Origin of the sequence: Amycolatopsis sp. NPDC059657 (assembly GCF_042734395.1) — a bacterium.
Taxonomy (GTDB): Bacteria; Actinomycetota; Actinomycetes; order Mycobacteriales; family Pseudonocardiaceae; genus Amycolatopsis.
On sequence record NZ_JBHWEB010000131.1, the window covers coordinates 1 to 24,231 of the forward strand.

At 68.2% G+C, this 24,231-nt stretch carries 26 protein-coding genes and 2 pseudogenes; 10 read left to right on the top strand and 18 right to left on the bottom strand.

The features are described 5' to 3' along the window. Nucleotides 1-108: 108 nt before the first annotated feature. The 5 genes from ACFV15_RS40845 to ACFV15_RS40865 form a co-directional block, all read right to left on the bottom strand. On the bottom strand, nucleotides 109-639 hold the full coding sequence (locus ACFV15_RS40845) for a GNAT family N-acetyltransferase (protein WP_378357897.1): 531 nt from the start codon (nucleotides 637-639) through the stop codon (nucleotides 109-111). Nucleotides 640-648: 9 nt separating this feature from the next. Beyond that, nucleotides 649-1,008 carry a DUF1707 domain-containing protein gene (locus ACFV15_RS40850; protein WP_378357939.1) on the bottom strand — a complete coding sequence of 120 codons (360 nt, stop codon included), beginning with the start codon at nucleotides 1,006-1,008 and terminating at the stop codon, nucleotides 649-651. Between the two features lie 37 nt (nucleotides 1,009-1,045). Further along, nucleotides 1,046-1,582 carry a DUF1707 domain-containing protein gene (locus ACFV15_RS40855; protein ID WP_378357899.1) on the bottom strand — a complete coding sequence of 179 codons (537 nt, stop codon included), beginning with the start codon at nucleotides 1,580-1,582 and terminating at the stop codon, nucleotides 1,046-1,048. A 20-nt stretch (nucleotides 1,583-1,602) separates the two neighbouring features. Further along, complete coding sequence (locus ACFV15_RS40860) at nucleotides 1,603-3,387, bottom strand: acetyl/propionyl/methylcrotonyl-CoA carboxylase subunit alpha (RefSeq protein ID WP_378357901.1); 1,785 nt, start codon at nucleotides 3,385-3,387, stop codon at nucleotides 1,603-1,605. 109 nt (nucleotides 3,388-3,496) lie between these two features. Beyond that, nucleotides 3,497-3,778, bottom strand: coding sequence for an SAV_915 family protein (locus ACFV15_RS40865; RefSeq protein WP_378357903.1), 282 nt, complete (start codon nucleotides 3,776-3,778; stop codon nucleotides 3,497-3,499). 50 nt (nucleotides 3,779-3,828) lie between these two features. Between ACFV15_RS40865 and ACFV15_RS40870 the strand changes: the two genes are divergently transcribed. Beyond that, nucleotides 3,829-4,554 carry a hypothetical protein gene (locus tag ACFV15_RS40870; RefSeq protein ID WP_378357904.1) on the top strand — a complete coding sequence of 242 codons (726 nt, stop codon included), beginning with the start codon at nucleotides 3,829-3,831 and terminating at the stop codon, nucleotides 4,552-4,554. A 131-nt stretch (nucleotides 4,555-4,685) separates the two neighbouring features. Here ACFV15_RS40870 and ACFV15_RS40875 read toward each other — a convergent pair whose 3' ends face one another. Continuing rightward, a complete protein-coding gene (locus ACFV15_RS40875) occupies nucleotides 4,686-6,032 on the bottom strand; it encodes a dicarboxylate/amino acid:cation symporter (protein WP_378357906.1) in 1,347 nt (448 codons plus the stop codon). Nucleotides 6,033-6,132: 100 nt separating this feature from the next. Then, on the bottom strand, nucleotides 6,133-6,762 hold the full coding sequence (locus ACFV15_RS40880; RefSeq protein ID WP_378357908.1) for a Maf family protein: 630 nt from the start codon (nucleotides 6,760-6,762) through the stop codon (nucleotides 6,133-6,135). A gap of 210 nt (nucleotides 6,763-6,972) precedes the next feature. Here ACFV15_RS40880 and ACFV15_RS40885 point away from each other — a divergent pair, with 210 nt between their 5' ends. Beyond that, nucleotides 6,973-8,778, top strand: a complete 1,806-nt coding sequence (locus ACFV15_RS40885) for a glycoside hydrolase family 3 protein (protein ID WP_378357910.1) — start codon at nucleotides 6,973-6,975, stop codon at nucleotides 8,776-8,778. Between the two features lie 71 nt (nucleotides 8,779-8,849). Here ACFV15_RS40885 and ACFV15_RS40890 read toward each other — a convergent pair whose 3' ends face one another. Then, nucleotides 8,850-10,289 (bottom strand): DHA2 family efflux MFS transporter permease subunit, encoded by a 1,440-nt coding sequence (locus tag ACFV15_RS40890; protein WP_378357911.1) that lies wholly within the window; start codon nucleotides 10,287-10,289, stop codon nucleotides 8,850-8,852. Next, the gene (locus tag ACFV15_RS40895) at nucleotides 10,273-10,899 is read right to left on the bottom strand and encodes a PadR family transcriptional regulator (protein ID WP_378357913.1); all 627 of its coding nucleotides are present in this window, start codon (nucleotides 10,897-10,899) and stop codon (nucleotides 10,273-10,275) included. Before ACFV15_RS40895 ends, ACFV15_RS40890 begins: the two co-directional genes overlap by 17 nt. Nucleotides 10,900-11,016: 117 nt before the next feature. Here ACFV15_RS40895 and ACFV15_RS40900 point away from each other — a divergent pair, with 117 nt between their 5' ends. Both ACFV15_RS40900 and ACFV15_RS40905 read left to right on the top strand, forming a co-directional pair. Then, nucleotides 11,017-11,895, top strand: coding sequence for a GNAT family N-acetyltransferase (locus tag ACFV15_RS40900; RefSeq protein WP_378357915.1), 879 nt, complete (start codon nucleotides 11,017-11,019; stop codon nucleotides 11,893-11,895). Nucleotides 11,896-11,906: 11 nt separating this feature from the next. Beyond that, a complete protein-coding gene (locus tag ACFV15_RS40905) occupies nucleotides 11,907-12,602 on the top strand; it encodes an RraA family protein (RefSeq protein ID WP_378357917.1) in 696 nt (231 codons plus the stop codon). A gap of 1 nt (nucleotide 12,603) precedes the next feature. On the opposite strand, the gene ACFV15_RS40910 is transcribed toward ACFV15_RS40905, so the two are convergent. Then, complete coding sequence (locus ACFV15_RS40910) at nucleotides 12,604-12,819, bottom strand: acyl-CoA carboxylase subunit epsilon (RefSeq protein WP_378357918.1); 216 nt, start codon at nucleotides 12,817-12,819, stop codon at nucleotides 12,604-12,606. Nucleotides 12,820-12,826: 7 nt separating this feature from the next. Next, nucleotides 12,827-14,455, bottom strand: coding sequence for an acyl-CoA carboxylase subunit beta (locus ACFV15_RS40915; RefSeq protein ID WP_378357920.1), 1,629 nt, complete (start codon nucleotides 14,453-14,455; stop codon nucleotides 12,827-12,829). A gap of 104 nt (nucleotides 14,456-14,559) precedes the next feature. On the opposite strand from ACFV15_RS40915, the pseudogene ACFV15_RS40920 reads away from it, so the two are divergent. Continuing rightward, nucleotides 14,560-14,931 (top strand): annotated as a pseudogene (locus ACFV15_RS40920) (PPOX class F420-dependent oxidoreductase); the annotation flags it as partial. A 176-nt stretch (nucleotides 14,932-15,107) separates the two neighbouring features. Beyond that, on the top strand, nucleotides 15,108-15,419 hold the full coding sequence (locus ACFV15_RS40925; RefSeq protein ID WP_378357922.1) for a hypothetical protein: 312 nt from the start codon (nucleotides 15,108-15,110) through the stop codon (nucleotides 15,417-15,419). A gap of 15 nt (nucleotides 15,420-15,434) precedes the next feature. Here the strand turns inward: ACFV15_RS40925 and ACFV15_RS40930 are convergent, their stop codons facing one another. The 3 genes from ACFV15_RS40930 to ACFV15_RS40940 form a co-directional block, all read right to left on the bottom strand. Continuing rightward, nucleotides 15,435-16,097 (bottom strand): response regulator, encoded by a 663-nt coding sequence (locus tag ACFV15_RS40930; protein WP_378357924.1) that lies wholly within the window; start codon nucleotides 16,095-16,097, stop codon nucleotides 15,435-15,437. Further along, a complete protein-coding gene (locus tag ACFV15_RS40935; RefSeq protein WP_378357925.1) occupies nucleotides 16,094-17,242 on the bottom strand; it encodes a sensor histidine kinase in 1,149 nt (382 codons plus the stop codon). Before ACFV15_RS40935 ends, ACFV15_RS40930 begins: the two co-directional genes overlap by 4 nt. A 79-nt stretch (nucleotides 17,243-17,321) precedes the next feature. Continuing rightward, nucleotides 17,322-18,035, bottom strand: coding sequence for an SDR family NAD(P)-dependent oxidoreductase (locus ACFV15_RS40940; RefSeq protein ID WP_378357927.1), 714 nt, complete (start codon nucleotides 18,033-18,035; stop codon nucleotides 17,322-17,324). A gap of 70 nt (nucleotides 18,036-18,105) precedes the next feature. Here ACFV15_RS40940 and ACFV15_RS40945 point away from each other — a divergent pair. Continuing rightward, nucleotides 18,106-18,918 (top strand): annotated as a pseudogene (locus ACFV15_RS40945) (LysR family transcriptional regulator); the annotation flags it as partial. 30 nt (nucleotides 18,919-18,948) lie between these two features. Here the strand turns inward: ACFV15_RS40945 and ACFV15_RS40950 are convergent. Both ACFV15_RS40950 and ACFV15_RS40955 read right to left on the bottom strand, forming a co-directional pair. Continuing rightward, nucleotides 18,949-19,758 (bottom strand): SRPBCC family protein, encoded by an 810-nt coding sequence (locus tag ACFV15_RS40950; RefSeq protein WP_378357929.1) that lies wholly within the window; start codon nucleotides 19,756-19,758, stop codon nucleotides 18,949-18,951. Nucleotides 19,759-19,814: 56 nt separating this feature from the next. Further along, nucleotides 19,815-20,225, bottom strand: coding sequence for a MarR family winged helix-turn-helix transcriptional regulator (locus ACFV15_RS40955; protein WP_378357930.1), 411 nt, complete (start codon nucleotides 20,223-20,225; stop codon nucleotides 19,815-19,817). 91 nt (nucleotides 20,226-20,316) lie between these two features. On the opposite strand from ACFV15_RS40955, the gene ACFV15_RS40960 reads away from it, so the two are divergent. Next, on the top strand, nucleotides 20,317-20,877 hold the full coding sequence (locus tag ACFV15_RS40960; protein ID WP_378357932.1) for a flavodoxin family protein: 561 nt from the start codon (nucleotides 20,317-20,319) through the stop codon (nucleotides 20,875-20,877). A gap of 143 nt (nucleotides 20,878-21,020) precedes the next feature. Continuing rightward, complete coding sequence (locus tag ACFV15_RS40965; RefSeq protein ID WP_378357934.1) at nucleotides 21,021-21,239, top strand: hypothetical protein; 219 nt, start codon at nucleotides 21,021-21,023, stop codon at nucleotides 21,237-21,239. 24 nt (nucleotides 21,240-21,263) lie between these two features. Here ACFV15_RS40965 and lexA read toward each other — a convergent pair whose 3' ends face one another. Both lexA and ACFV15_RS40975 read right to left on the bottom strand, forming a co-directional pair. After that, nucleotides 21,264-21,923, bottom strand: coding sequence for a transcriptional repressor LexA (lexA, locus tag ACFV15_RS40970; RefSeq protein WP_378357936.1), 660 nt, complete (start codon nucleotides 21,921-21,923; stop codon nucleotides 21,264-21,266). A gap of 243 nt (nucleotides 21,924-22,166) precedes the next feature. Further along, on the bottom strand, nucleotides 22,167-23,252 hold the full coding sequence (locus ACFV15_RS40975; protein WP_378357937.1) for a C40 family peptidase: 1,086 nt from the start codon (nucleotides 23,250-23,252) through the stop codon (nucleotides 22,167-22,169). A 56-nt stretch (nucleotides 23,253-23,308) separates the two neighbouring features. Between ACFV15_RS40975 and ACFV15_RS40980 the strand changes: the two genes are divergently transcribed. Further along, the gene (locus ACFV15_RS40980; RefSeq protein WP_378357938.1) at nucleotides 23,309-24,109 is read left to right on the top strand and encodes a biotin--[acetyl-CoA-carboxylase] ligase; all 801 of its coding nucleotides are present in this window, start codon (nucleotides 23,309-23,311) and stop codon (nucleotides 24,107-24,109) included. Nucleotides 24,110-24,231: the final 122 nt, after the last annotated feature.

Sequence of the window (24,231 nt, forward strand, 5' to 3'; positions counted from 1 at the left end):
CGTCAGCTCTGAGCTGACGAACGCCACATTGGGGGTTCCAGAGCTGACGAACGCCACATTGGGGGTTCCACAGCTGACGAACGCCACATTGGGATTTTTTTCCCAGGCTCAGGGGCGCTTGATCCAGCGGATGAGGCGGGCGCCGGTGGGTGCCAGGTCCGGTTCGGGGCCGATGAGCGTGAAGCCGCACCGTTTGGCGACGGCACCCGAAGCGGTGTTGGACTCCTCGTAGCGGTAGGCGACTTCGCGCAGGTCCAGTGCACCGAAACCGAAGCGCAGCGCGGCTTCCAGCGCGACGGTGGCGATGCCTTTTCCGCGAGCGCCGGCGGAGACCCAGACCGCCGCTTCGGCGAGACCGGTGTCCAGGTCGAGGTCCTTCAAGCCGACCTCGCCCAGCAAGGCGCCTGTGGTCGGCTCCGCGATCGCCCATGAGCAGCGCTCGTCGCCCGCCCACTGTGCCGTGCGCAGCGCGACGTATTCGGTCGCCTCGTCGAGGGTGCGCAGGCGGTAGTTCAGGACGTACTGCCGGTGTACCGGGTCGGCGAAGCACTCGATGAGCGCGGGGCGGTCGTCCATGAGCCGGTCGGCTCTGAGCTGCCGGAGGTAGTACGTGCCCGCGTTGATCTCGACCGGTTCCACGGAGCGACCCTATCGGCGCCGGGACATCAGGACGAGCAGGATGAGCGGGATCAGGAGCACGAAGAATCCGGCGGCGCCGCGGGTGAGCAGGAAGACGCCGACCGCGAGGCCCGCGGCGATCGGCACCAAGCCCATGTTCAGCCACTTCACCGGGGCCGCCGGCGCCGGTTCGGTGACCGCGCCGCGCACCAGCACGCCGGGACGCGGCGCCGGGAGGTCGTCGAACAATGGCTCGAGCTCGCGGACGGTCTTGGCCTGGGTGACCTTCGCGGACCGGGTTCCGTATTCGTCGATGTCGAGACGCCCGGTGCGCACGTGCTCGCTGAGCACGTCCATGGCGTCCTGGCGCTCAGCGTCGCTGAGGCGCATGTTCGATCGGTCCGCGCTCACCCCGAGATCCTAGGGTTCAGTGGCCCAGTTCCCTACGGCGCTCGCGGCGTTGGTCCCGGAGTTCATGCCGGTCATGCCGCAACTCGTGCCGCCGGTCGCGGTGCCGCTTCTGGTCCTGCTCCCAGTCCGCGCCCCACACCGCCTTGCCGAAGCCGGTCGCGGCCATCGGGATGAAGAACGTCCACCACGCGCCGAGTGTCACCGTCAGCACGATCGCCGCGAGGAACAGCACCGGGATGATGCCCGCGACGAGCCGCTGGTTCAGCGGCCGGTCGGTCCACGCGATCGGCTGGCCCGGCTGCGCGACGGGCTGGACCGCCGTGGCCGACGACGGCGCAGGCTGCTGTTCCCCCAGCCTCGGGTGAGGCTGGGGGAGATCCTCGAAGATCGCGGCGAGGTCGCCCCGCGTTTTCGCGGTGGTGACCTGAGCCGAGCGCTCGCCGTACTCGTCCAGGTCGATCCGGCCGACACTCATGTGCTCGCCCAGCGCCTGGAGCGCGGCCTCGCGTTCGGGGTCGCTGATGCGCAGCTGCGGTGACGGGACTTCGTTCACCAGCCCAGTGTAGGAGCTTTTCAGTCCTTCAGTTCCAAAAGCACGGTCCCTTGGGTCACCGCGGCGCCGACCTCGACGGAAAGTCCGGTCACGGTGCCCGCTTTGTGTGCGGTGACCGGGTTTTCCATCTTCATCGCCTCGAGCACGACGACCAGTTCGCCCGCTTCGACCTGCTGGCCCTCCTCGACGGCGACCTTGACGATGGTGCCCTGCATCGGCGCGGCGACCGCGTCGCCGCTGACCGCTGCCTTGGTGCCGCCCGCCCGCTTGCGCGGCTTCGCCTTGACCGCCGAGCCGCCGCCAGAGCCTTCGACGTTGAGCGTGCCGGGCAGCGAGACCTCGAGACGGCGTCCGCCGACCTCGACGACCACGTTCTGCCGCGGCGCCTCGTCCTCGGCTTCGGCCGAGTCCGTCGCGACGAAAGGCGGGATCTGGTTGTCGAACTCGGTCTCGATCCAGCGGGTGTGCACGGTGAACCCGTTGTCGTCACCGATGAACGCCGGGTCGTCGACGATCGCGCGGTGGAACGGGATGACCGTGGCCATGCCCTCGGCGACGAGCTCGTCCAGCGCGCGGCGGCTGCGCTCCAGCGCGTTCTGGCGGTCGGAGCCGGTGACGATCAGCTTCGCCAGCATCGAGTCGAACTGGCCGCCGATGACCGTGCCGCTCTCGACACCCGAGTCGACGCGAACGCCCGGCCCGGACGGCGCGATCCACTTGGTGACCGTGCCCGGCGCCGGCAGGAAGCCGCGGCCCGCGTCCTCGCCGTTGATGCGGAACTCGATCGAGTGACCGCGCGGCTCGGGATCGGAGGTATAGGTCAGTTTTTCACCGCGTGCGATGCGGAACATCTCGCGCACGAGGTCGATTCCCGTGGTCTCCTCGGAAACCGGGTGTTCCACCTGCAGGCGGGTGTTCACCTCGAGGAAGGAGATGGTGCCGTCGACGGCGACGAGGTATTCGACCGTGCCGGCGCCGAAGTAGCCGGCCTCCTTGCAAATCGCCTTGGCGGAGGAGTGAATGCGCTCGCGCTGCTCGGTGGTGAGGAACGGGGCAGGCGCTTCTTCGACGAGTTTCTGGTGGCGGCGCTGCAAAGAACAGTCGCGGGTGCCGACGACGATGACATTTCCGTGCTGGTCGGCGAGAACCTGGGCTTCGACGTGACGCGGCTTGTCGAGATAGCGCTCGACGAAGCATTCGCCGCGGCCGAACGCGGAAATGGCCTCACGCACGGCCGAGTCGAACAGCTCGGGGATTTCTTCCTTGGTGCGCGCCACTTTCAGGCCGCGCCCGCCGCCGCCGAACGCGGCCTTGATCGCGACCGGCAGGCCGTGTTCCTCGGCGAAGGCGATGATCTCGTCCGGCCCGTCGACCGGGTCCTTGGTGCCCGGCACCAGCGGCGCGCCGGCGCGCAGCGCGATGTGCCGCGCGGTGACCTTGTCGCCGAGGTCGCGGATGGACTGCGGGCTCGGGCCGATCCAGGTGATGCCCGCGTCGATCACGGCCTGCGCGAAGTCCGCGTTTTCGGAGAGGAAGCCGTAACCGGGGTGCAGCGCGTCGGCGCCGGAGCGCTTGGCGGCGTCGAGGATCTTGTCGAAGACGAGGTAGCTCTCGGCGGCGGTCGTCCCGCCCAGCGCGAAGGCCTCGTCGGCGAGCCGGACGTGCGGCGCGTCGCGATCGGGGTCCGCGTACACGGCGACGCTGCCGATGCCGGCGTCCTTGGCGGCCCTGATCACCCGGATCGCGATCTCGCCGCGGTTGGCGACGAGCACCTTGGTCACCGGTCCGCCTACCTGCTCGCTCACGCCGTTCCTCCTCGAGTCGTCACCGCTGACCGCCAGCACTTTACCGATGAGTAGCCCTCATTGGAGTGAGAGACAGACCACCCGGCCGTCCCTGTATAGCAGGGGCTTCCTAGTGGCGGAGTCCTTCAGGAAGCGGTGAATCAAGCATGATGAGGTCATAGTGCTGGCGCGCGTGGAGTTTCGGTAGATGCTCGGTTGAGACACGCACCCAGTGCTGGTTTTCGCCGCAGCAGTCGACCAGCTGAGCGAGCGTGGAAAACGCGACCAGCGCGATGCTGCCGTCCGGGGTGTTGCGCAGCTCGATCGACGCTTCGGCCGAGGTGCCCGAATCGCCGGGAACGGGCGCGCCGGTCGGCAGGAAGAGGACTGGGGGAAGGCTGGGGTTCGTCACACTGACAACATAGACGTGCACGCTGAGCGAGATCGCTTACGCTCTGCTTCATGGACAAACTCGGGTCGCGTGCGCCCCGCTCGGTGCTGGTCACCGCGGCGGTCGCGATGGTGGTGGTCGCCGGCACGCTCGTCGCCGTCGTCGCGCTGCGCCCGCGCGCCGACCAGGCGGAGCCCGCGTCGCCGAGCCGGGGGCCGTCGGTGAGCGGCGCCGTGGATCCGACGGTGTGCGGGTCGGCCCCCTGCCAGGCCATCGCCACGCAGGAGATCAACGGCGGGAAGGTCACGCTGCTGGCCAGCGCCGACAGCGCCGTGGCGAGACTCGACGTCGGCGTCCCGCCATCGGACACGATCGTCGACCTCACGATCACCGAGCAGGGTGTGAAGCTCACCCAGGACTCGCTGCGCTGCCTCGGCGGCACGGTCGCCGCGTGCCTCGTGCGCGGGCCGGTGACCGGCGGGCAGATCGGCGAGGTGGTGGCGAACCGCGGCTCGAACTGGGAGATCGCGAGCCAGGCCTACCTGTCGGACGCGAACTACATCGGGCTGACCGACGTGTCGGGGACCGCGGCCCCCGAGGTCACCGTGGTCCGCCACGACTGCCCGACCGCCGCCCAGGACACCCCGAAATGCGCGGCCGCGCCTGTGGTGGCGGAGGTGTTCGACCTGGGCGGCCGCTCGATCGGCTGCACCAAGCGCAAGTACACCTCGCCGTCACAAATGCGGGGCTACCCGACGATCCGACTGTCTACTTCGGACCTGGGCGCCTGCGGTTGAGGAAAAAATCCCAATGCGGCATTCGTCAGGTTTCAGCCTCCCAATGTGGCGTTCGTCAGCTCTGAGCTGACGAACGCCACATTGGGGGTTCCAGAGCTGACGAATGCCACATTGGGATTTTTTTGGCTGGGTCAGGCGGGTGCCGGGACGGCGCGGGTGCCCGAGTCCGTGTGGAGCGGGGTGTCGGTGGGCGAGTTGAGGACCTCGTCGTCGAGGAGGCCTTCGGAGCGGGCGACGATGGTCGGGACCACGATCTGGCCTGCCACGTTGGTGGCCGTGCGCATCATGTCCATGATCGGGTTGACCGAGTAGATCAGCGCGATGCCGACCGCGACCTGCTTGGCGTCGAGGCCGATCACCGAGGTGGTCAGGGTGAGCGCGGTCAGCCAGCCGGTGGTGCCCGCGGTGGCCAGCGCGCCGACCACGGCGACCACGATGATCAGCAGGTACTGACCGATGTTGAGCGACACACCCGAGATGTTCGCGATGAAGATCGCGCCTATGGCGGGGAAAACGGCCGCGCAACCGTCCATTTTGGTCGCACTGCCGAGTGGCGTCGCGAATGAGGCGTAGGCGGGGTCGACGCCCAGGTTCACCGCGGACTGCCGGGTCAACGGCAGCGTCGCGGCCGACGACTGTGAGGCGAACGCGAACTGGATCGCGGTGCCCGCCTTCGCGAAGAACTTGAGCGGGTTCACCTTCGCCACGAACTGCAGCAGGATCGGGTAGACCACGAACAGCACCAGCAGGCAGCCGACGTAGACCGCGACCGTGGTCGACAGCAGCGGCTTGAACAAAGCGTCACCGTAGTTCGAGACCGCCGCGCCGATCAGGCCGATGATGCCGAGCGGGGCCAGCCGGACGACCCAGCCGAGGTAGCGCTGGATGATCTCGAAGGCGCTGGTGGTGAAGTCGACGAACGTCTTCGCCTTGTCGCCGAGGCTGTACGCCGCCGCGCCGATGATCACGGCGAGGAACAACACCTGGAGCGTCTCGCCCTCTGAGAAGGCGGTGAAGAAGTTCTTCGGGATCAGCCCATCGATGAAGGCGTCCCAAGAGCCCCAGTTGGCTTGGCTCTTGGCCGCCTTCTCGGCGTTCTTCGCCGTCGCCGCGACACCCGCGCCGAGCCCGCCGCTGCCCGGGTTGAAGATCAGCCCGACCGCGATGCCGATGACCGACGCGATGAACGACGTGATGGCGAACCAGAGGAAGGTCTTGCCGCCCAGCCTGGCCGCCGTGCGGCCGCCGCCGAGCCCGCGGAGACTGTTGATGCCGACCACGATCGCCGTGAAGACCAGCGGGATCACCGCGATCTGCAGCAGGGTGGTGAACACGTCGCCGATGCGGCTCAGCGTCTCGGTCAGCCCGTCCGAGCCGGTGCTGCGGGCGAGCACGCCGAGTAGCGCGCCGACGACGAGTGAGCCGAGTACGACTCCGGCGAACACCTTGGGTTTGGTGTAGGTCCGTATGAAGGACACGAGGCCGCTCCGGTGATTGAAAGTTTCCTGTAGAGCCGAACGTGAAGAACGTTCGGCGCCTGAGGACTCTTCCGGATCACCCGATCGTGTGGGGCAGCTCTCAGGATGTGGGACGTCGCCAGAGGTCGACCACGCTGACGCCGACCTCGGCGAGCAGCTTGCGGGTCAGCGGCAGGCTGATGCCGATGACACTCGACGGATCCCCGTCGATGCCCTCGACGAACCAGCCGCCCATTCCGTCCAGCGTAAAGGAACCGGCGACCACGAGCGGTTCGCCGGTCGCGATGTAGGCGTCGAGTTCGGCGGGGCTCGGGTCCGCGAACCGGACGGTCGTGATGTGGCTGCCGGAGGTCTCCTTGGACCGCTCGCCGCCGTCGAGCCGGATGATCGCGTGGCCGGTCAGCAATTCACCGGATCGGCCTGCCATTTCTGCCCAGCGGGCACGGGCGACCTCCGGCGTGCCCGGTTTTCCGACCAATGCGCCGTTGATCGACAGCATCGAATCGCAGGCGACGATCACGGCATCGGAATGGGTGCCCCGCACCGTTTCGACGACCGCTTCGGCCTTCGCCATCGCCAGCGCGGTCACCGTTTCCGACGGCGTCGGGTCGGTCAGTGCCGCGGCGATGGCGTCCTCGTCGACGCCGGAGACGACGACGCTCGGATCGATGCCGGCCGCGCGCAGGACGGCGAGCCGGGCGGGGGACTGGGAAGCCAGTACGAAGCGCACACGCAGAAGGTAGCCGAGCCGGTTCGGTGATTCATTCACCGGATGACGCGGACCGCCGGTCATCGGTGCCGTTACTTAATCGTGACCGATGTCACTCGATCGCGGGGTTAGTTTGTTGTGACGCACAACATATCCGTTTTAGGTACTTCGGAGGAACCAATGCCGCCCCGCCTCCGCGTCAGACGGTCTATACGGACGACGCAAACCGCTGTGCTCGCCGGTGTTCTGCTCACCGGAACGGTCTTGGCCCCCGCCGCGTCGGCGAGCTACGGGCCGCTCTACAAGAACCCGCATCTACCGGTTTCGGTCCGCGTCAACGATCTGCTGAAGCGGATGAGCCTTGACGACAAGATCGGGCAGATGGTGCAGGCCGAGCGCGGTGCGGTCACCCCGGCTCAGGCCGCGGGCCTCAAGCTCGGCTCGATCCTGTCCGGCGGCGGTTCGGTGCCGGAGTCCAACACGCCCACCGGCTGGGCCGACATGGTCGACGCCTACCAGAAGGCGGCCGTCGGCACCCCGCTCGGCATCCCGACGATCTATGGCGTCGACGCCGTGCACGGGCACAACAACGTATACGGCGCAACGATCTTCCCGCACAACATCGGCCTGGGCGCCACCAACAACCCGGACCTGGTCGAGAAGATCGGCCGAGCCACGGCCGAAGAGGTCGCGGGCACCGGTCCGCAGTGGGACTTCGCCCCGTGCCTCTGCGTCGCGCGTGACGACCGCTGGGGCCGCACCTACGAATCGTTCGGCGAGCACCCCGGCGACGCCGTCGACAACTCGTCCGCGATCACGGGCCTGCAGGGACGGCGTTTGGGTGAGCGCAAGGGCTCGGTGCTCGCGACGGCCAAGCACTTCGTCGGTGACGGCGGCACGCTCGACGGTGTCGACCAGGGCAACACCGTGATCAGCGAGGCCGAGCTGCGCCAGATCCACCTGCCGCCGTTCAAGGCGGCGATCAAACGTGGTGTCGGCTCGGTGATGATCTCGTTCTCCAGCTTCCAGGGCACCAGGATGCACGCCCAGCGGTACCTGATCACCGATGTGCTGAAGAAGGAACTCCGCTTCGACGGCTTCGTGATCTCGGACTACAACGCGATCAACCAGATCGACGGCCAGGAGGGCTTCACCCACGACGAGGTGCGGCTCTCGGTCAACGCGGGCATCGACATGTTCATGGTCCCGTGGGACGCGCCGCAGTTCATCGGCTTCCTCAAGGACGAGGTCGCCGCCGGGCACGTCACGCTCGACCGGATCAACGACGCGAACAAGCGGATCCTCGCGAAGAAGTTCGAGCTCGGCCTGTTCGAGCACCCTTACACCGACCGGTCGTTCCAGAAGACCTTCGGCAGCAAGGATCACCGCGAACTGGCACGCCAGGCGGTGCGTGAGTCGCAGGTGCTGCTCAAGAACGACGGCGTGCTTCCGTTGGACAAGAAGAACAACAAGATCTTCGTGGCAGGCAAGAACGCCAACGACATCGGCAACCAGAGCGGTGGCTGGACGCTGACCTGGCAGGGCCAGAGCGGCCCGGTCATCCCTGGCACGACCATCCTCGACGGCATCAAGTCCGAGGCCGGGAAGGGAACCACGGTGAGCTATGACCGTGCGGGTAACGGAATCGACTCCAGCTACCAGGTCGCGGTCGCCGTGGTGGGCGAAACGCCGTACGCCGAAGGACATGGCGACCGGCCCAAGGACCTCAGCCTCGACGCCGAGGACCTCGCCACCATCGCCAAACTGAAGGCGACCGGCGTTCCGGTGGTGGTCGTGCTGGTCTCCGGCAGGCCGCTCGACATCGCACAGCAACTGCCCCAGTTCAACGGTCTCGTCGAGGCCTGGCTGCCGGGCAGCGAAGGCGCGGGCGTCTCGGACGTGCTGTTCGGCGACTACAAGCCGACCGGCAAGCTGACGGTCAGCTGGCCGTCCAGCTTCGCGCAGGAGCCCATCAATGTCGGAGACGGAAAGAAGGCGCTCTTCCCGTACGGCTATGGGCTCTCCTACCGCCGCTAACTCTCCCGCGGCAGAAGGGCTTCTCCTGATCCAGGTCCCGACTCCCGGATCAGGGGAAGCCCTTCACTCTTTCAGGCCGCGACCTCGACCGCGGGGGCGGCGTTGGGCCGCGGAGCGGTCTTACGCATCGCGAGCGCGGCGAAGATTCCCAGCAGCAGCACCACGATAGGCAGGATGAACGTCTCCTTGGCCGCGGTGGTCAGTGCGGCCCGCGGCGATTCGTGCTCTGCCATGGCAGCGGAGATCCGGGCCTGGAGCAGCACGCCGATCGCCGCGCTGCCGAAGACTCCGCCCACCTGACGGGCCGTGTTGAAGATGCCGGACGCCGTGCCTGCCAGTCGCGGTTCGACCGAACCCATCGTCACGTTGCTCATCGGGGCGAAGATGAACCCGATCCCGATGCCGCACACCAGCAAGGCGGGCACGAGCGCCCACGGGTTGGTGGTGACCGTGGCCTGCAGCGCGAAGACGCCGAGTCCGGCCGCCAGGCCCGCGAGGCCGATCATCACCAGGTACTTGCCGTTGAACTTGTCGGAGGCACGGCCGACGAAGGCGCCGACAACGCCTGCCAGCAACGACATCGGGGCCGTGAGCAGACCCGCCTTGGTCGGGGAGAGGTCCAGTACCGACTGGATGTAGATGACCATCGGCAGGAACATGCCGGTCATCGCGAAGCCGACCGTGACCGCGGTGAGGGTGCCTGCCGAGAAGTTGCGGTTGGCGAAGACCTTCAGCGGCAGCAAGGGTTCGCGGCGGTTGAAGTGTTGCCACAGAACGAAAGCCGCCATGAGCACGACGCCGGCGCCGATGATCTCGAAGACCGTGATCGGGCCGGTCACGGTGCCCCAGTCGTACTGCTGGCCGTTCTGGAGTCCGAAGACCAGGCAGAAGAGCCCGGCGCCCGAGAGCAGGATTCCCAGCAGGTCAAAGGAATGCGAATGCTTCGGCTGCCAGTCGGGGACCTTGAGCACCGTCAGCACCAGTGCCAGCAAGCCGACCGGCAGGTTGACGAAGAAGATCCATTCCCAGCCGAGGTGATCGACCAGCACGCCGCCGAGCAGCGGGCCGACGATCGTCGCCACACCGGCGACCGCGCTCCACAAACCCATTGCCGGGCCGCGTTTCGCGGGCGGGAAGAGGTGCGTGATGAACGCGAGTGTCTGCGGTGTCATCAACGCCGCGCCGAGGCCTTGCACCGCGCGCGCCACGATCAGCATCTCGACCGTGCCGGACAGTCCACACCAGAGCGAAGCGCCGGTGAAGACCACTAGACCCGCCAGGAAAACGCGTTTCGGGCCGAAACGGTCGCCGAGGCGGCTGGTGAACAGCATCGGGACCGCGTAGGTCAGCAGATAGACGCTGATCACCCAGACGACGGCGTTCAGGCCGGCGTTCAGTTCTCTCAGCATCGACGGGATCGCGATGGACACGATGGTCGTGTCCAGCAGGATCATGAAGAAACCCAGGCACAGCGCGGAAAGCGCGGCCCATGGGTTAACCGGCTTGGTCATGGTTCTCGTCCTTAACTATGGACAGCTGCCGTTCCGGCTCGTCAGGCCATGGCATCCGCCCGGATTCCAAATCTGCGATGAGCTGCTGTGTGAAGGCCAGTTCGGCCTTCCGCTGATGGTGCGAATAGGCGTAGTCGATCCAGTACAGCGGCGGGAGATTGTCGCTGGTGACCTGCTTGATGACCACTTCGTCGGCGGCGATCTTGACCTTCAGGTTCATCACCCGCATCTTCAGCCGGGACAGGCCCTCGTCGGGCGTGAGCTCGCTGAGCGCGGAGAGCGCGACGGGGTATTCCGGGTACTCGTCGGCGGGCGTGGCGATCATTTCCTGTGCCTGCGAGGCGAAGATGTCCCGGCCGAGCGCGGTCATGCCGTAGACGGTGCGCTCGGGGCGCCTGCCCTGGCGCTGGGTGTCGACGACTTCGATGAATCCTTGGCCGTCGAGCCGCTCGACGGTGTGGTACAGCGAGCCAGGCCGCAGTTTGACGCGATAGTCCACCCGGCGATAACGCATGATCTGCGTTATTTCGTATGGGTGCATCGGCCGCTCGTGCAGCAGTTCGAGGATGGCCATCGCCAACGGAGTCAGCCGTTGCTTCGGCGCGCCCATGATCATGCTCCCTGTGGATGAGTCCGGCTCGTTTATTCCACGTGGACTATACGACGCCGACTAGTAGTCGCCTAGACCGCTTTACGTGACGACGAATCTCTGACTAAAGTCAGAGGCATGGATGTGGCCGCGGTAGAGCAGGTGCGGCGGTTCAACCGGACCGTCACCCAGCGGATCGGCGCGCTCGATGACGCCTACCTCGCACGCGGACGCTCGCTCGGCCAGTCGCGGCTGCTCTGGGAGATCGGGACCGGCGCGAGCGAGCTGCGCGCGTTGCGCTCCCGGCTCGACCTCGATTCCGGATACCTGAGCCGGCTTCTGCGTGCGCTGCGGGCCGAGGGACTCGTCGTCGTCGAGACAGACGAGGCGGACGCACGCGTGCGCACCGCCCGGCTCACGCCCGCCGGGCTCGCGGAGCTGGCCCAGCTGGACCGGCTCTCCGATGAGCTCGCGACATCGATTCTGTCTCCGCTCAACGAAAAGCAGCGCGACCGGCTGGTCGCGGCCATGGGCGAGGTCGAGCGGCTGCTGGTCGCGTCGATGGTCGACGTCGATGTCGTCGACCCCCGGCAGCCGGACGCGCGGTTCTGCCTGGACGCGTACTTCGCGGATCTCGCGGCCAGGTTCCCCGGCGGCTTCGACCCGGCGCGCAGCATTTCCGCCGAGGACAAGGAACTCACGCTCCCGTCCGGGCTGCTGCTCGTCGCGCGGCTGCACGGCGAGCCCGTCGGCTGCGGCGCGCTCAAGTTCCGTGGCGAGCTCGCGGAGGTGAAGCGGATGTGGGTCTCGCCGGACGTGCGAGGTCTGGGACTAGGCAGGCGGCTCCTTGCCGAACTGGAGACGCACGCGGTTTCCTACAAGGTCCGCACTCTCCGGCTGGAGACCAACGGCACGCTGACCGAAGCGATCGGGCTCTACCTCGCGGCGGGGTATCGCGAGGTGGAAGCGTTCAACGACGAGCACTACGCCCAGCACTGGTTCGAAAAGGCCCTCTGAAGGGAACACGCATGGACAAGCTTCGTGAGCGGTTCGCGACTCTGACCACCGCGCATCTGGCCGACGCGTGCGTGCGCGCGGAGGTCCCGGTGCACTGTGTGTCACTACGAGCCGTCGAACCGGGCACCCGGCTGCTGGGGCCGGTCGCGCCCGCCCGGCACACGGGGAGTGTCGACACGTTCCTGGAAGCGTTCGAGGAGTCCGCGCCCGGCGATGTGCTGGTGGTGGACAACGGCGGCCGCGTCGACGAAGCCTGCGTCGGTGACCTGGTCGCGCTGGAGGCACAGACCGCGGGACTGACCGGGATCGTGATCTGGGGACTGCATCGCGACACAGCCGACATCCGCGCGATCGGGCTGCCGGTGTTCAGCATGGGCTCGATCCCGACCGGGCCGCTCTCGGTCACCGCCCGTCCCGCGGGCGCGCTGGAATCGGCCAGGGTCGGCGAGTGGACGGTCACCCGCGACCACTTCGTGCTCGGCGACGACGACGGCGTGCTCTTCGTGCCGCGCGACCGCGTCGAGGAGCTTTTCGGGCTGGCAGAAGGCATCCGCGACATCGAGTACCGCCAAGCCGAGATCATCAGGGCGGGCGTTTCACTGCGTGAGCAGGTCCGCTTCGACGCTTATCTGGCCAGGCGCGAGGAAAACCCGGCGCTCACCTTCCGCGAGCATCTGCGCGCGGTCGGCGGCGCCATCGAGGAGTAGCTCAGCTCGGCAGGGCGGAGGCGCGCCAGGCGCCTTCGCCGGGGTGCAGCGGGCGGCGGACCGCCAGCGAGCGGTCGCCCCACCACGAGGTGCGTGCGGGTTTCGCGCGCGGGACGGCTGCCCAGGTCGAGGCGGCCGCGGCGACCACGGCGGTCAGCGCGGCCAGCTCGAACTCGTCGGGATTGCCGCGCACGACGCGCAGCAGCGGTTCGGTCATGAGCACCTCACAGCGGGATGTTGCCGTGCTTCTTGGGCGGCAGCGATTCGCGCTTGTCACGCAGCAAAGTCAGCGCGCGTGCGACGTGACCGCGGGTGTGCGCGGGCACGATCACCGAATCGACGTAACCACGCTCGGCGGCGGCGTACGGGTTGAGCAGCGTGTCTTCGTACTCCTGGATGAGCTCGGCACGCAGCGCGTCGACGTCCTTGCCCTCCTGCGCGGCGTTCGCGAGTGTCTTGCGGTGCACGATGTTCGCCGCGCCCTGCGCTCCCATGACCGCGACCTGCGCGGTCGGCCACGCGAGATTGAGGTCGGCGCCGAGGTGCTTCGAGCCCATCACGTCGTACGCGCCGCCGTAGGCCTTGCGCGTGATGACGGTGACCAGCGGGACGGTCGCTTCGGCGTAGGCGTAGATCAGCTTGGCGCCGCGGCGGATGATGCCGTTCCACTCCTGGTCGGTGCCGGGCAGGAAGCCGGGCACGTCGACGAAGGTCAGCACCGGCACGTTGAACGCGTCGCAGGTGCGCACGAACCGCGCGGCCTTCTCGGACGCGTCGATGTCGAGGCAGCCGGCGAACTGCGTCGGCTGGTTCGCGACGATGCCGACCGCGTGCCCGTCGACCCGGCCGAAGCCGACCAGGATGTTCGGCGCGAACAGCTCGTGCACTTCGAGGAACTCGCCGTCGTCGACCACGCGGTTGATGACCTCGTGCATGTCGTACGGCTGGTTCGGCGAGTCCGGGATGATCGTGTCGAGCTCGCGGTCGGAGTCGGTGACGTCGTCGAAGAAGCCGCCGGACGGTTCCGTCGAGTCGAAGACCGGCGGCTCGGAAAGGTTGTTGGACGGCAGGAACGACAGCAGTTCCTTGACGTAGGCGATCGCGTCCTCGTCGTTCTCGCCCAGGTAGTGCGCGACGCCGGACTTCGTGTTGTGCGTGCGGCCGCCGCCGAGCTCCTCGAACGTGACGTCCTCGCCGGTCACCGTTTTCACCACATCGGGGCCGGTGATGAACATCTGTGAGGTCTTGTCGACCATCACCACGAAGTCGGTCAGCGCGGGGGAGTAGACGTGCCCGCCCGCGTTCGCGCCCATGATCAGCGAGATCTGCGGGACGACACCGGACGCCTTGACGTTGCGGGTGAAGATCTCGCCGTAGAGGCCGAGCGAGACGACGCCTTCCTGGATGCGCGCGCCGCCGCCCTCGTTGATGCCGATGATCGGGCGGCCGGTCTTGATCGCCAGGTCCATCACCTTGACGATCTTCTCGCCGTAGACCTCGCCGAGCGAGCCGCCGAAGACGGTCACGTCCTGGCTGAAGACGCACACGGGACGCCCGTCGACCGTGCCGTAGCCCGTCACCACGCCGTCGCCGTACGGCCGGTTCTTCTCCTGGCCGAAGTTGGTCGAGCGGTGCCTGGCGAGCTCGTCGAGTTCGACGAACGAGCCCTCGTCCAGCAGCAGTTCGATCCGCTCGCGCGCCGTTTTCTTGCCCTTGGCGTGCTGTTTCTCGACCGCGCGCGCCCCACCCGCGTGTACCGCCTCGTCGTACCGGCGGTACAGGTCCGCCAGCTTGCCGGCGGTCGTGTGGATGTCCGGCTGCTCGTCACTGAGTGGCTCCGTCGCACTGCTCATGACCGGGCAGCTTAGCTACGTTGGCGGCCGCTCGCGTGCGGCGTCGCCAAGCTCACAACTGACGAGTAACTTGATCGCCATGGGGATACAAGCTTTCCGACGCCGTCCGCGCGCTGGTCGACGGCGCCAACTACGCGACGCTGTGCACGATCAACGCCGACGGCAGCCCGCAGAGCTCGGCGATGTGGGTCGGGCTAGATGGCGATGACCTGGTGTTCTCGACGATCGCGGGCCGCCTCAAGGACCGCAACATGCGCCGCGATCCGCGGGTGAGCGTGACGATCATGGAGCGCGCCGACCCGGAGAACTACACCGAGATCCGGGGCCGTGCGACGATCACCGAAGAGGGTGGCCGCGAGCTCGACGACAAGCTCTCGTTCAAGTACGACGGCAAGGCCGCGGGCGCCGACCCGGAAGGCGCGGTCCGGGTCGTGGTGCGCGTCGTGCCGGAAAAGGTCACCGGCCACGTGTCGTGAGTGATGCGGCCGGTTCTAACCGGCGAAAACACTCACGACCCCCGCGCTGATCTGGTTAGGACGATTCGATTCCGCGAGAAGCGGAAACAATTCCTCCTACCGATAAAGCTGCCTTTTATTCGACTTCGACTATTTACACTGGCCACAAAACAGCCTTTTGGACTTGGAGGTCCGGCATGTCCCGCGACGCAGTGAACAACCAGCCAGGCAGGCCGTGGCGGGCACGCACGGCCACCGCGACCGCCCTGTTGGCCCTCGCACTGGTCGGCGGCCCATCGGTCGCGTCCGCCGCCGAATCGAGCACCTGGACGTTGTCCGGCCCCGACCGGGCCACCAACGCGGAAGCGCAAGCCGACATCCCCGGCCTGACCAGCAAATGCCGCAGTCAGAACGGCAGGCCGACCAACTCGACCGTCAACCTCGTTCCGTCCGGAGACGGCATCCTTTACAACTCCCGGGCGGTCGTGACCTGCCAGTCCGTGCGCTGACCCGAGCCGAAGACCTCACTCACGAGCCCTGACCAGGCCGGATTCGTAGGCGACGATCACCAGCTGGGCGCGGTCGCGGCCGTTGAGCTTCGCGAGCAGGTGGCCGACGTGAGTTTTCACCGTGGCGAGGCTGACGTGCAGTGATTCCGCGATCTCGGTGTTGGACATGCCCTTCGCGACCAGGCTCAGCACCTCTTTCTCGCGCGCCGTCACGCCTTCGAGGCCGGGCGAGGGTTTGGACTCCGGCTCCGGGCGGCGCGAGAACTCCGCGATCAGCCGCCGCGTGATCGACGGCGCGAGCAGGCCGTCGCCCGCGGCGATCACCCCGATGGCGGACAGGAGTTCAGCCGGTGGGGTGTCCTTGAGAAGGAACCCGCTCGCGCCGGCCCGCAGCGCCGAGTAGACGTACGCGTCGAGGTCGAACGTGGTCAGTATCAGCACCTTGACGCCGGCCGTCTCGGGATTCCCGCAGATCAGGCGGGTCGCTTCGAGGCCGTCCATCTCGGGCATCCTGATGTCCATCAGCACCACGTCCGGCCGCTCGGAGCGGGCGAGTTTCACGGCTTCGACCCCGTCCGCGGCCTCACCGACCACGGTCAGCCCCGGCACGCTCTCCACCAGCACCCGGAAGCTGCCGCGCAGCAACGCCTGGTCGTCGGCGATCAGCACGCGGGTCATCGGGCGGCCTCGTAGGGGAGCTTGGCGAAGACCCGAAAGCCACTTTCGGGGCGAGGGCCCGCCGCGAACTCGCCGTCGTAGACCATCACGCGCTCCCGCATCCCGATCAAGCCATGCCCAGGCGGGCCAGGCAGCCTGGCCGAGCCGTTGTCGGTCACCTCGATCGTGACGGACTCGCCGTCGGCGGCGACGGTGACCCGCGCGCTCGCCGGTGCCGCGTGCTTCACCACGTTGGTCAACGCCTCCTGCACGATCCGGTACACCGAAAGTCCCACGCCGTCGGGAAGATCGTCCACCCCGGACGCGGTCAGCTCCACCTGGACCCCGGCCATCGCGGCCCGCTCGGCGAGCCCGTCGAGGCTGGAGGCGTCCGGCGCCGGGCCGAGTTCGGGCGCGTCCTCGCCGGACCGCAGCACGCCGAGCATGCGCCGCATCTCGGCGAGCGCGTCGCGGCTGGTGTTCTCGATGACGCGCAACGCGTCGCGTGCCTCCTCCGGCTGCTCGGCGGCGACGTGGTTGCCGACGGCCGCCTTGACCGCGATGAGGCTCATGCTGTGCGCGACGACGTCGTGCATCTCCCTGGCGATGCGCAGGCGTTCTTCCGAAACCGCTTGCCGCGCATAGGATTCCGCCGCTTCGGTCGCGAACTCCCGACGTTCGAGCGACGCGCGCCCCGTCGTCCACGCCAGCGTCAGCATGGCGGCCCCGAAGGTGATCACGGCGAGTGTCGCCAGTGACGTGAACACGAGGTTGGTCACGATGACCACGGCGAACGCCACCCCCAGCGCCGTCAGCGACCGGCGGCGGGGGAGCGTGGCCGCGAGCGGATACAACGCGAACGCCATCGCGACACTGGCGAGCCCCGAGACCGGGCCGCCGACCAGGATCGCCGGGAACGGGACCACCAGGCTGAACCCGAAAGCGAACCAGGGCCACACGCGCCGGGTGGCGACCGGGACGACGACCGCCGCCGCCAGCACCCAGGCCACCCAGCGCGGTACGGATACCGTGAAGTCCCAGGTCTCCGCCGCGGTGTTCCCCGCGGTGGCCACCAGCAAGATCGCGGTCGCGACCAGGTCGAACGCGATCAGCCAGGGTCGGCCGAGCCTGCCTGCGAGCCACGGTGGCATGGGTTCTGCGGTCACGTCCCGAACGGTAGCCGTGGAACGGGGCGCGCGCGTCGGTCTCACGTCCGTCATCCCCGGGTAGGAGGCACGATCGGGGCTACCAGGGCACGGCGCCCTCGTCGTTGAAGTAGCCACCGGTCGGCCCGTCAGCGGGCAGCGTCGCCAGCTTGACCACGATGGCCGCGCCGTCGTCGGCCGTGCGCGTGATCGGGTAGGGGACGCCCTTGGCGAAGCCGGTCGCGCAGGCGCCGGGGTCGGCGGCGTTGACGAGGATGCCGCGCAGTTCCTTGGCGTACTGCACGGTCAGCGAGTTCACCGCGGTCTTCGACGGCGCGTAGACGGCCGAAGCGGGTATCCGGGCGAACGGCCCGTCGAAGCCGCTCATCTTGGCCAGCGAGCCGATACCGCTGCTGACGTTCACAATGCGCGGCGACGGCGACCGGCGCAGCAGCCCGAGCATCGCGTTCGTCACCCTGATGATGCCGAAAACGTTGGTGTCGAAGACTTTCCGCACCAGGTCGGGGTCGGCCTCGCTGGGTGTCTGCCCAGCGAACCCACCCGAGATGCCCGCGTTGTTGACCAGTACGTCGAGCCGGTCGAGCCCGGCGGCCGCGGCGTCGACGGACGCCTGATCGGTGACGTCCAGCGCGACATGCTGCGCGTCGTGCCCGGCCGCGCGCAGTTCGGCGGCGGCCTTCGCGCCGAGTTCCGCGTCGCGGGCGCCGAGCACGACGGTGTGGCCCAGTGCGCCGAGCCTGGCGGCGACGGCGTAGCCGATTCCCCGGTTCGCGCCGGTGACAAGTGCTTTCATACGCCGAGTTCAGCACCGGAACGCGGGGGAAGGCGAAGACCGATCGGGTCGGTGCCGATACCCTGGAGGTATGACCCGGCTGGAAACGCGGGAACTCGCTTATTTCGTCGCCGTGGCCGAGGAACTCCACTTCGGCCGCGCCGCGCAGCGCCTTGGCATGGCTCAGCCGCCGCTGTCGCGTGCCATCCGCCAGCTCGAACGGCGACTCGGCGTAGTCCTGCTGGAACGCAGTAGCCGCAAGGTTTCGCTGACGCCCGCGGGCGAGGTGCTGCTCGACGAGGGCCGCGCCGTGCTGGCGGCGGTCGAGACGGCCGCGCGACGCGCGCGGCGGGTGGGTCACCGTGACCAGCGACTGGTGCTGGCGGTGAAGCCGGGCTCCGACGCCGGTCTGCTGCCAGGGATCCTCGCCGCCTACGAACGTGAGCCGGGTGCACTGCCCGTGGACGTGGTCTGCAGTGCACTCGAGCGCGAGGCGATGCTGCGCGACGGCCGCGCCGACGTCGCGCTACTGCAGCGCCCGCACAATGACCTCACCGGCCTCGACGCCGAAGATCTGCTGGTCGAGGGGCAGGTCGTGGTCGTGCCGCGCGATCACCGGCTGGCTTGCCTCGATACCGTGCGGCTGGCCGACCTCGAAGGCGAGACCCTGCCGCGCTGGCGTGGCAAGCCGGATTCCGGGAACGGGCCGCTCGTCGAGGACGTCGGTCAGCTGACGCAGCTGATCGCGCTCGGCCGGACGATCGCGGTGCTGCCCGAATCGGCGCTCACGTACATCCGTCAGGACCTCGTCGGCATCCCGCTGGCCGACGCCGAGCCGATCGCCGTGGTGATCGCCTGGCCGCAGCAGTCACGTTCCCGCGCGGTCGCCGCGCTGGTCGGCGCCGCGCTCCAGGTCGCCGCGCGGAAATGCTCGTCACTTAGCGGTCCGCTCGTGGGTGGCGGCGAAGAACAGGTCGAGCCTGGCACGCCAAGCCGCCAGAGCGGCAGGCCGCTCCGCGTCCGGAACCCCGGTCTGCGTGACTTCGACGCGCGTGCCGTCGAGCGGGTCATGGGTGAACTCCCATCGCACGATCCCTGGCCCTGCCCGGTATTCGAGCACCTTCGGCGCCTCGCTGGTGACGATCTCGCCGATCTCGATCAGTTCGCCTGAGGTGAGCAGGTTCCACACCTCATCGAGGGGCGTCCACACCAGGTCACGGCTGAACCGCAAGACCCCGTCGACGACTTCGCCCGCGTCGAGCCCGAATTCCCTGACGTAGGCGGCCATCGGCGTCAGCCAGTCGGCAGGAGGCTCGGCCGTTTTGCCGTCGAGCCTGGCTTCGAGCGCGGCGAGGCAGACGTCCCAGCCCGCGGCGTTGCGTCCGGCGGCCAGCGCCGCGATCGCCGGTTCGCCGCGGCCGAAGGTGTGCGTGAACAGCAGGCGCGAGCCGTCGCCGTCCGGCGAGATCTCCCAGCGCAGCACATCTTCGTTCCAGGAGAAGGAAAACAGGCTCGGCGGGTCGCACTCGAGCACCTCGCCCGCGCTGGACGAATCCTGCCCCTCGAAGGTGAACTCGATCGGCGCGCCCGCTTTGAGCTCGGTCTTCACCGCGGCGGGAAACCAGTGCTTGAGTTCGGCCGGATCGGTGATCGCGCGCCAGACCTTCTCCGGTGGGTGCGCCAGCTTCCGTTCCAGGCGCAGCATCGGCCGCTCGTCGACGGTGTGCAGGGTGGCGCGTTCCACTGGGACCTCCTCGTCAATGCCGTGGCGGTAATATACCCAGCGAGGCATATGAGCTGTCAACCACGCATGGCGGCGACCGCTTCGCTCAGTTCGGGGTCCGCGGCCGCCTTGTCGAGCGCGGCGCGCAGTGTGTCCTGATAGGTCGGCTCGGCCTTGGCCTGCCGCTCGCGGCCTTCCTCGGTGATCAGTGAGTAGACGCCTCGGCGGTCGTTCTCGCAGAGGTCGCGCACGGTCAGCCCGGCGTCCTCGAGGCGTGCGACCATGCGGCTGACGGAGCTCTGGTTGAGCCCGATCGCGCCCGCGAGGTCCTGCATCCGCAGGCAGCCACCCTCGGCGACGGTCAGGTGGCTGAGTGCCCGGTACTCGGACAGGCCGAGTCCGTGCTTGCGCTGCAAGGCTTTCGCGAGTTCTTGCTCGACCCGGCTGTGCAGCGCGACGACGCGGCCCCAGCTCTGCTCGTCGGTCACGGCGGCCTCCTTGGACGGTGCTTGACACCAGATTACATGCAGTGCCAATATCTGCGTGCACATACATATATCTGGTGGGAGAGAGAAGACCATGACCGACGACCGCAAGTTCCTGTTCCTGCTGGGCAGCGCCCGCGCCGGCGGTAACACCGAGACGCTCACCCGCGAGGCCGCCCGTCCCGTCGACGCGTCCCAGCGCTGGCTGCGCCTGTCCGACCTGCCGCTGCCGCGCTTCCAGGACGCCCGGCACGACGGCCGCCGCTACCTGACCCCGTCGGGCAACGAACAGGAACTGCTCGACGCGACCCTCGAAGCCACCGACATCGTGATCTCGTCCCCGGTCTACTGGTACTCCGTGTCCGCGGACGTCAAGCTCTACCTGGATTACTGGTCGGGCTGGCTGTACGTGCCCGGCGTCGACTTCAAGGCCCGCATGCGCGGCAAGACCCTGTGGGGCGTAAGCGTTCTCGCCGAAGGACCCGAGCAGGCCGAGCCGCTCGTCGGCACGCTCCGGCGGTCCGCGGAGTACCTCGGCATGAACTGGGGCGGCGTGCTGCTGGGCAACGGCAGCAGGCCAGACGACGTGCTCAAGGACTCGTCGGCGCTGACCGAGGCGCAGTCCTTCTTCGCCAAGGAATTCGCCACCGTGTGACCTGAGTGCGGCGGCCACGGGCTGGGAGGCGCTGGGGGTGCCCCTCATTCCGCTCGGGGGTCGTGAGTGTTCAGACCGGTTAGAACCGGGTTAGAACCGGCCGTATCACTCACGACCCCCGAATTCGGCGGTACCTTGGGTGCATGGCCTCGGACTGGAAGACGTTCTGGGTGGTCGACGGACTGATCGGCCTGGCCGGTGTTGGGTACGTGACCTTCGAGCTGGCGAGGTCGCCCGGGCCGGTCGGGTTCTGGTCGGCTGCCGTGGGGTACGGGGCGTGTCTCGTGGTGACCGGGTTGCTCGCGCTCTGTTACTTCTCGATGCGGGAAACAGCGCGCGAGAAGTCGCGCGGTGAGCGATGAAAGCCGAGTAGCCCGGCCAGGGGGTTAGACGCTGCGAAGCACCGAGACGACGGTACCCAGGATCACCGCCTCGTCGCCGTCGATCACCTCGTACGCGGGGTTGCGGGGCTCCAGGTAGACGTGGCCGTTGCGGCGGCGGTAGACCTTGACCGTGGCCTCGCCGTCGATCATCGCGGCGACGATCTGGCCGGAGTGGGCCTCGGACTGCTGGCGCACCACGACGATGTCGCCGTCGCAGATGGCGGCGTCGATCATCGACTCGCCACGCACGCGCAGGCCGAAAACGGTGCCGCGGCCCGTGAGCCCGCGGGGCAGCGTGAGCATGTCGTCGGTGTGTTCCTCGGCCATGATCGGCGTTCCGGCCGCGATGTCACCGACCACGGGCACGCTCACCGAGTCCTCGTCGGGCTCGCGCGTGGACGGCTCCAGGAACGCGCGCACGTCGATGGGGCGGGACATCGTGGTGCTGCGCCGCAGGAAACCCTTGTCCTCCAGCGCCGCCAGATGTTTCGACACCGAGGACGAGGACTTCAGGCCGACCGCGTCGCCGATTTCGCGGCTGCTCGGCGAATACCCGTGCCGGACCACCCAGTCCCTGATCGTCACGAGGATCTTCTGCTGGCGCAACGGCAAAGCCGAAGCGTCGAGGTGCTCGAATGTGTCAACATCGTGGTAGGCGGTCACTCGCGGAATGGTAGAGGTAGCCACCGACAATTCCGCGCAGCACCCGCGCAAGCAGCACTGCCCGGTCCGCGTGATCACCACATTCGCGACGTTGTGTGCGCGACGTTGTGTGAAGGCTCCCTTCACCACGCCAGGTTGGATGAAGGCTCCCTTCACAAGGGGCCCGGCAAAGCCGGTTTCGCGAAGATCAACTTGCTTTGGGGCGCCACATGTCGCTCGCGGCCTCGGCAAGGCTGCCGCCCGCTAGTTCGCCGGGCGCCCGGCTCCCGCGTAGTCGTCGCCTTTTCGGTGATACGTATGGATTTGGATGGCCTGGCCCTCGGTCGGCGCGTTGATCATCAGGCCGTTGCCGAGATACAGGCCGACGTGATGGATGTTCGTGGCGGGGTTCCCGTAGAACACGAGATCGCCGAGCTTGGGCTCCTCCGCGATCGGCACCTGCCTGGTCGCGCGGAACTGGCTGTCGGCCGTGCGCGGCAACGCGACGCCCGCGCTGTCGTACGACGCTTTCGTCAGGCCTGAGCAGTCGAAGCCGGGCGCGCCGGCCTCGGGACCGTTGCCGCCCCAGACATACGGCAGGCCCAGCTGTCCGAGTGCGAACCGGACGGCGTGTGTGGACGGGGTGGCCGCGCGGGCGGGGTCGACGGACAGCGCCGCGAACATCTGCGCGTTGCCGAGCACCTGCTGGCGGAAGAGCTCCGAGCTCCGGTAGGCGGCGATCGCCTTCCACCAGCCCGCGCCGCCGCCGAGCGCGGCGTTGCCCGCGCAGAGCGCGCGGCCCGCGACGATCGAGGCGTCGCGGACGTTTTCGATGTTCGGTTTCGCCGTGCCGGGTACTTGGTGGCTGAATTTCTTCCACTGGGCCGTGGAAATGCGTAACGGGCCCGCCGCGTCGCCTGCCGGCGAAGCGCTGGCGATACCAGCCAATGTCACCCAGGAGAGTTTGCAATTCGGCTGTTCGTCGCGCAGTACCAATTCGCCGGTGGCGAAGCCGGTGAGTGCTTCGGCCGGCAGATCCAGCGGGCCGGACAGGCTCGTCGCCCAGTCGTTCAGTCCGTTGTGGACGGGCTCCTGTGCCGCGACGGGCGCGGTTTCCTCCAGCACGGAAGGGCCTGCTCCGCCGCCGATCGTGCTCGGCGCGGTGCTCGCCGGAGCGGGCGCGGCGGCGACAACCGGTTGCCGCGCCGGTTCGTCGGTGAGCAACCACGCGCAGGTGACCAATCCGGCCACCAATGGCAATGCCACCAAGCCACGCGTCGCGGCGCCACGCGCCCATCGTTGTTCGCGGGTCACTGGCTCTGTCACGGCGTCCAGGTTAGGAGAGCTCACCTCTGTCCAACGACCGAAGACGCGACACGTTAGGGGGACTCTCATATTGTGGGCGAATGAGTGAAATCGACGCCGCCAGGTTGCGCACCGAGCTAGCAGGCCGGTTCGCCGGGATCGAGGTCGTCACGACCACCGGATCGACCAATGCTGACCTGCGCGAAGCCGCCGCGAAGGGTGCGCCTGACCGCACCGTGCTGATCGCCGAGGAGCAGACGGCGGGCGTCGGGCGGCGGGCGCGGCACTGGAATTCGCCCAAGGGCACCGGGATTTACCTCAGCGTGCTGCTGCGCCCCGGCGTGCCGTTCGCCGCGCTGGGCTCACTTTCCGTGGTCGCCGGGCTCGCGGTGCGCGAGGTCGCCACCCGTGCGGGTGTCACCGCGGCGCTCAAGTGGCCCAACGATGTCCTGATCGGCAGCGCCAAATGCGCGGGCATCCTGTCCGAAGCCGTCGCGGGGGAGCAGCCGACCGTCGTGCTCGGCATCGGGCTGAACGTGCTGCCGCTCGGCGAGGAGATCTCACCGGCGCCCGGCGGGCTCGCCCCGACCTCGCTCGCCGAGAACGGCGCGACGACCACCGACCGCACCGAGCTCGCCGCGTGGCTGCTCACCGCGTTCGCTGAGCGCGAGGCGTTGTGGCGCGCGGCGTCGGGTGACCTCGCCAGCGCCGGACTGCTGGGCGAGTACCGGCTGCACTGTGCCACTTTGGGGCAGAATGTCCGGATTTTGCTGCCGAACGGCGACGAGCTCACCGGCCTCGCGAACGCGATCGACGACGCCGGTCAGCTGGAGCTCCTGCTCGACAGTGGCGAGCGGCACACCGTCTTCGCGGGCGATGTCGTCCATGTTCGGCAGAGTTAAGCTCCAGGGCGTGTTTCTCGGATCCGGTTCGCGATAGCCGAGCCCAGGCGGCCCCTGGCGGCACCGCGGGATCACCCGAGTACAACCCGGTACGAGGATGATCCCGCGGCACCGCCAGGAAC